Genomic DNA, 5,406 nt, shown 5'->3' with positions numbered 1-5,406 from the left:
TGCGCAGCGTTGCCGACACACCCGCCTCGTTGCGCCAGGACGGGTCGTAGTCCACCCCGTAGGGTGGATCTGACGCCATGAGTTGGGGGCGCGCACCGTCGAGCAGCCGGGCGACGTCCGCCGCGCCGGTGGCGTCGCCGCAGAGGAGCCGATGCGAGCCGAGGCGCCACAGATCGCCCGGGCGCGTCACTGGCTCTGCGGGCGGCTCGGGCGCAGGTTGGTCGGCCGCCGCGGCAGCCGATGCGTCGTCCAGCGCGATGCCGGCCTCGGCGAGCAGGCGATCCAGCGTCGCCTGATCGAAGCCGAGCAGAGCGAGATCCACCGCGTCGGTCCGCAGGGCGCGGAGCTCGGCGGCGAGCAGGCTCTCGTCCCAGCCTGAGTTGAGCGCGATCTGGTTGTCGGCGAGGCGATAGGCCCGCGCCTGCGCCTCGGAGAGGTGCCCGAGCCGGATGGCTGGCACCACGTCCAAGCCGAGCCGCTGCGCCGCCAGGACGCGCCCGTGGCCGGCGATCAGCACACCGGCATCGTCGAGCAGCACCGGCACGTTGAAGCCGAACTCTGCGATCGAGGCGGCGATCTGCGCGATCTGCTCGTCCGGATGGGTGCGCGCGTTCGCCGCATAGGGCAGCACCCGGTCGAGCGGGATGCTCTCGACCTGGAGGCTAGGCTGCATCGGCGAGGGCCTCGGCACGCTCGGCGGCGATGGCGCCGTAGTCCCGTCCATCGCCGGCGAGCATAACCGGCAGGTCGGGATGCAGCATGCGCCAGCGGGCGATCGCGAGATCGACGTACGGTGGCGCGAGCTCGATCGCCCGCACGCGACGCCCGGTGCGCTGCCCGGCGAGGATCGTCGTGCCTGAGCCGGAGAACGGCTCGAACACCACCTCGCCCTCATCCGTGTAGGCGCGCATCAGGAACTCCGGCAGCGCGACCGGGAACACCGCAGGGTGCTCGGTCTCGATCCCGCGCGCCTTGTGCCGGGTGATCCGCAGCACGCTGTCGGGGACGCGGAACGGCTGGATCGGCCGCCCCTGGTGGGTGCAGCCGCTCATCGTTCCGTCGGCCCGGCGCAGCCCGGTCATGTGCAGCGGATCGCCCGCCCACTTGCAGGGCACGATCTTGTTCGCCTGCCGCGCGGCAACGTTGAAGTGGAAGACGAGCTCGAAGGCCGGCGCGAGCCGGCCGTTCCAGTCGCCCGGCAGGCCCGGTCCCTGATCCCAGGCGTAGAGGGCGAAGCGGCGCCAGCCCTGCGCGCGCATCCACTCGAGCCAGCCACGCCAGTACGGCACCCACTCGCCGTCGCGGTGGATCAGACCGAGGTTTACGAGCACCTGGGCGTCGTCGGCCATCACGATCGGCAGGTGGCGGAACACGCCCTGCATGAGCGCGTCCCAATCCGAGACCCCGCCGGTGGTGTACTCCCGCTGGCTGCCGTAGGGCGGCGAGGTGAACAGCAGCGCGGCGCGGTCGTCGGCCATCACGCGCGCCACGCTCGCGGCGTCCGTGCTGTCGCCGCAGAGCAGCCGGTGCTCGCCGAGCAGCCAGAGATCGCCCGGGCGGGTCACGGCCTGACGCGCCGGGTCCGGTTCCGCGTCGGCCGGATCCTCGTCCGGCTCTCCAGTTGCCACCTGCTCACCACTGGCAACGGTCGGGCTGGCAACGGCACCGTTGCCAGGCTCCGCGGCCACCGTATCCAGCCCGGCGAGGAGCCGTTCGATCTCCGCGGTCTCGAACCCCGTCAGCCCGAGGTCGAGCTCGCCCATCTGCTGCAGCCGCGCGACCTCCTGCGCCAGCAGCGCCTCGTCCCAGCCGGCATTCAGCGCGATGCGATTGTCGGCGAGCCGATAGGCGGTCTTCTGCGCCTCGCTCAGACCGTGCCGCACGATCGTCGGCACCGTCGCCAGGCCCAGGGACTTGGCGGCTTCCAGCCGGCCATGACCGGCGATTACCTCGCCGTGCTCGTCCACCAGGATCGGCGCGACGAAGCCGAACTCGACGATGCTCGCCGCGATCTGCGCCACCTGCTCGGGCGAATGCGTGCGCGCGTTCGCGGCATAGGGCAGCAGGGACACCACGGGGCGCGCCTCGACGGCGCTGGCCGACCAGGGGATCTGCACCATCGACGATCCGTGCTGTGGGGGGCTATCGGGCTGGCAACCGGGGGAGTGGCAACTTCGATTTCAGGGCTGGCGCTAGCTCGGTCCGGCGCGCCCGCCCCCGGCATAAGGAACGGCGCCAGAAGGAACCATGTTTTCTGCGGCTTTCCGAGCCGTCCGTTGCGCTAGCGTCTCTCGCTGTTCGTTCCGTATTCCAAAGTGTCCAAGGCTTCTGTGGATCCCGGGCCGCCTGATCGCCATGCGATCGGCGCCGCCCCGCGCCCACGTTCGCCAACTATCGAGATGCTACCCAATCCAGATTCCGCCGGGGAGTGCGAAGATGTAGCGCTCCACACTTTTCTTCGCCGAGCTCACGCCGCCCGCTGTCGTGTGAGCCCGTAGTGCCCCGCGAGCACACCGAGCGCGACGACGAGCATGCCCTGAGCCTGGGCGTGCCCCACGGGCTTGCCTGCCCAACCACGTCGCCGAGCCCACTCGGTGATCGAGCACTCGAGCCCGACGACGTGCCACACGCAGGAGGCACCTGCGCTGCCAAAGCCACCGAGTGCTGCGATCGCGTCGCTGACCCGCGCGCGCGAGGCCACCTGACGCTCGCCCGCGGACTCGCCTGTGCCGCCGGGGATGCGGATCAGCGGCATGGCGCGCAGCGTATCCAACGCCGCAGCGCGGAAGTGACGGCGGAACATCGCGCCGGCGTCGTGCATCTCCGCGGTGATCGTGCCGTTCGCGAGCATGGTGCCGAGCGTGTCGAAGGCGTAGCGATGCATCACCACCGCGCCCGTTTCGGGATCGGCTTCGCGCACGGCGTCCGTGAAGCCGCCGTGTTGCAGCCGCCACTTGCTCGGCTGGGCGAGATCCTCCCGGACGATCGCCACACCCTGCTTCCGCTTGCGCTTAGCCGCCATGACGATCTCCCGCGTGGCGCGGCCCCCAGCGCCGCGTGGCTTCGTTGATCACCGCCTGGCGCAGCCAGGGGTCAGCGATCTCGTCGATCGAAAGCGAGGCAACACCCTGCTCGCGCCAGACCCGCCGTCGCAGCGCGTCGAGCTCCGTGGGCGTGGTCGGGCTCCCCGCACGATGCAGGCACGACCGCGGCGGCATCGGAGCACCGGGCAGCATCACGCGTGCCCTCCCTGGCCTTCAGTGGCCCACAAGAGCAGCGCGATCGCATCGGCCTCGTTGTCATCGGTGGGAGCGAAACCGCGCGCACGGATCGCCGCGATCATCGCTGCCTTGTCGGCGTTCCCTTTGCCGGTCGCGAAGCGCTTGATCGTGCCGACCGGAACGCCCTCGTAAGGCACGCCACGCTGCTCGCACCAGGCAGTGAGCGTGGCGAGGAAACCCCCGTGGACGTGGGAGCTGTCAGTGCTCACGTGCGCGCGCACCTCTTCGAACACCACCTGCCGCAAGCCGTGGGCGAGCCAAGCGATCTCGCCGAGCCAGTGCTGGAAGCGCAGGTAGCGCATGCCACCGCCCTCGAACCGGCTGGGCTTGAAGGTCATCGTGCCGGAGGTGATGCCGCCGTCGCGGGAGCGCAGGGCCCAGCCGGTGGTGGTGCCGAGATCGAGGGCGAGCACGGCGCGATGTGCGAGGGCGACAGGGAGCGGGATCGCAGCACCGCCGCTTGCCAGCGGCGCGGGCGGAGTCAGAGTCGCGAGAGCCATGATGGTCTCCGAGAGGGGATCGTGGTGGTGAGGGCGGCGACGGCGCGGTTCTTGGCGGAGCTCGCCGTCGCTGCCCGGCTGCGGGGTGAGGGTCGGACCGTCTGGTGGCCCGGTGCTCGGTGGGTGCAGGGGAACGGCACAACGACCCGCCTGGTGGCCACGGCTGCGCCCGGCACGTCCCAACCTGTCCCAACGGGTGGCGGGTTGGGCGGCCGAAACCTCTCGATAAATCAGTCTGTTACCGGAATTCGTCCCAACGTCCCAACGCCCGACCTCTCCCCTTACCCCTATATAGAGAATGTGTGTTTTCCCCGACCCACTCCCTTCACGCATGGGTTTCAGACCCCGTTGGGACAGTTGGGACGTTGGGACGGATCGGCATAACCGTCTGAGATCGCGCCGGGATTTCATGTCCCAACCTCGCGACATAGGTTGGGACGCTGGCGGAAGGTTGGGACAGAACGCGCGCGGCGCGCATCACGCCCCATCCTCCCGGGCCGTGGCCCGATAGCGCCATTCGCGCGCAACGCCGTCCTTCGCCGAGCCGTTCGTCTTGTAGCGCTCCCACTTCCTCGCCTTGAGGAAGCTCGCGACGCGCATCTGATCGGCGCGCGTCCACTTCGCGGGCTCGATGCCGAGTGCCTGCTCCAGCACCTCGCCGATCGAGACGTCGGCCAGCGGCTGCGCTCGCGGCACGAACTCGTCACGCCAATCCTCGTAGGGGCCGAAGCCGACGTTGACGCGCCGCTTCTCGCGGGTGAGCCAGCGCTCGATCAGCGCATCCCACGCATCACCCTGGTAGCGTGCCTCCTGCGCCGCAGCGGCGAGCGCGACCAGCTCCTTGTCCTCGAGCCACCAGGCCGCGCCGGCGTTGAAGCGGACCACCGCCTCGGCCCAGAGCTGGTCGCGATCGCGCCGCAGCCCATCCAGGTCGATCTCACCGCAGCGCACCGGCCAGAAGCGGCGATTGCCGGTCTCGTCGCGCAGATAGGTGTCCGGATTCACGCTGCCGGCGAACACGCACTGTCGCGGCACGGTGATCACGTAGCGCTCGTAGGGCGGGCGATAGCGATCGGCGGTGCGGGTGAGGAACGCCTTGATGCGCGAGACCTCGGCGCGGCCGATCGCATCGAGCTCGGCCATCTCGATCACCCAGACGCCACGCATCTGCTGGGCGGCGTCCTTCGAGCCGAGCTCGGCGAGTTCGTCGGTGAACCAGGCCTCGGACGCCAGCACCTTGAGGGCGGTCGATTTGCGGATCCCCTGCGGCCCCTCCAGGATCAGCATGTGGTCGGCCTTGCAGCCGGGAGAGAGGATCCGCGCCACCGCGGAGATCATCCACGAGGCACCGAAGGCGCGGTGCAATGCGGTGTCCTCGGCGCCGAGATAGGTCGCGGTCCAGGTGTCGAGCCTGGGTGTGCCGTCCCACACCAGCGCGCTCAGGTACTCGCGCACCGGGTGGATGCGGATGTTGCGCGCCACCGCGACGATGCTGCGCCCGACCACGGTGGGCGGGACGTTGATCTCATGACGCTGCAGCCACTCCGCGCAGCGCACGTCGTCCGCCTCGCCCCAGGCACGCGGGAACGCACCCTCTTCGCCGTCCCAGGGGAGACGCCGAAGGA

6 protein-coding genes are annotated in these 5,406 nt (G+C 70.1%); all 6 read right to left on the bottom strand.

Translation table 11 applies throughout. From position 1 onward, the window contains the following. Positions 1-673: ParB/Srx family N-terminal domain-containing protein (locus ACTIFU_RS22190; RefSeq protein ID WP_439580501.1), on the bottom strand; the 673-nt coding region annotated here is incomplete at its 3' end. Further along, a complete protein-coding gene (locus tag ACTIFU_RS22185) occupies positions 663-2,120 on the bottom strand; it encodes a site-specific DNA-methyltransferase (RefSeq protein WP_439580500.1) in 1,458 nt (485 codons plus the stop codon). The genes ACTIFU_RS22185 and ACTIFU_RS22190, both read right to left, overlap by 11 nt. A gap of 347 nt (positions 2,121-2,467) precedes the next feature. After that, positions 2,468-3,022: a DUF6456 domain-containing protein gene (locus tag ACTIFU_RS22180; protein WP_439580499.1), complete on the bottom strand. Its 555-nt coding sequence runs from the start codon at positions 3,020-3,022 to the stop codon at positions 2,468-2,470. Beyond that, on the bottom strand, positions 3,012-3,236 hold the full coding sequence (locus tag ACTIFU_RS22175) for a hypothetical protein (RefSeq protein ID WP_439580498.1): 225 nt from the start codon (positions 3,234-3,236) through the stop codon (positions 3,012-3,014). The genes ACTIFU_RS22180 and ACTIFU_RS22175 overlap by 11 nt, the downstream gene beginning before the upstream one ends. After that, a complete protein-coding gene (locus ACTIFU_RS22170; protein WP_439580497.1) occupies positions 3,236-3,694 on the bottom strand; it encodes a hypothetical protein in 459 nt (152 codons plus the stop codon). The genes ACTIFU_RS22175 and ACTIFU_RS22170 overlap by 1 nt, the downstream gene beginning before the upstream one ends. A gap of 564 nt (positions 3,695-4,258) precedes the next feature. Then, positions 4,259-5,406: VapE domain-containing protein (locus ACTIFU_RS22165; protein WP_439580496.1), on the bottom strand; the 1,148-nt coding region annotated here is incomplete at its 5' end.

Source organism: Elioraea sp. (assembly GCF_051860475.1).
Classification (GTDB): Bacteria; Pseudomonadota; Alphaproteobacteria; order Acetobacterales; family Acetobacteraceae; genus Elioraea.
The sequence above is the reverse complement of the archived record's forward strand: the minus strand, read 5'-3'. Positions and strand labels throughout refer to the sequence as shown.

What these genes read in the sequence shown, in the direction of transcription:
- ACTIFU_RS22185 (WP_439580500.1), bottom strand. Translation starts at nt 2,120, where the DNA reads ATGGTGCAGATCCCCTGGTCGGCCAGCGCCGTCGAGGCGCGCCCCGTG.
- ACTIFU_RS22180 (WP_439580499.1), bottom strand. Translation starts at nt 3,022, where the DNA reads ATGGCGGCTAAGCGCAAGCGGAAGCAGGGTGTGGCGATCGTCCGGGAG.
- ACTIFU_RS22175 (WP_439580498.1), bottom strand. Translation starts at nt 3,236, where the DNA reads ATGCTGCCCGGTGCTCCGATGCCGCCGCGGTCGTGCCTGCATCGTGCG.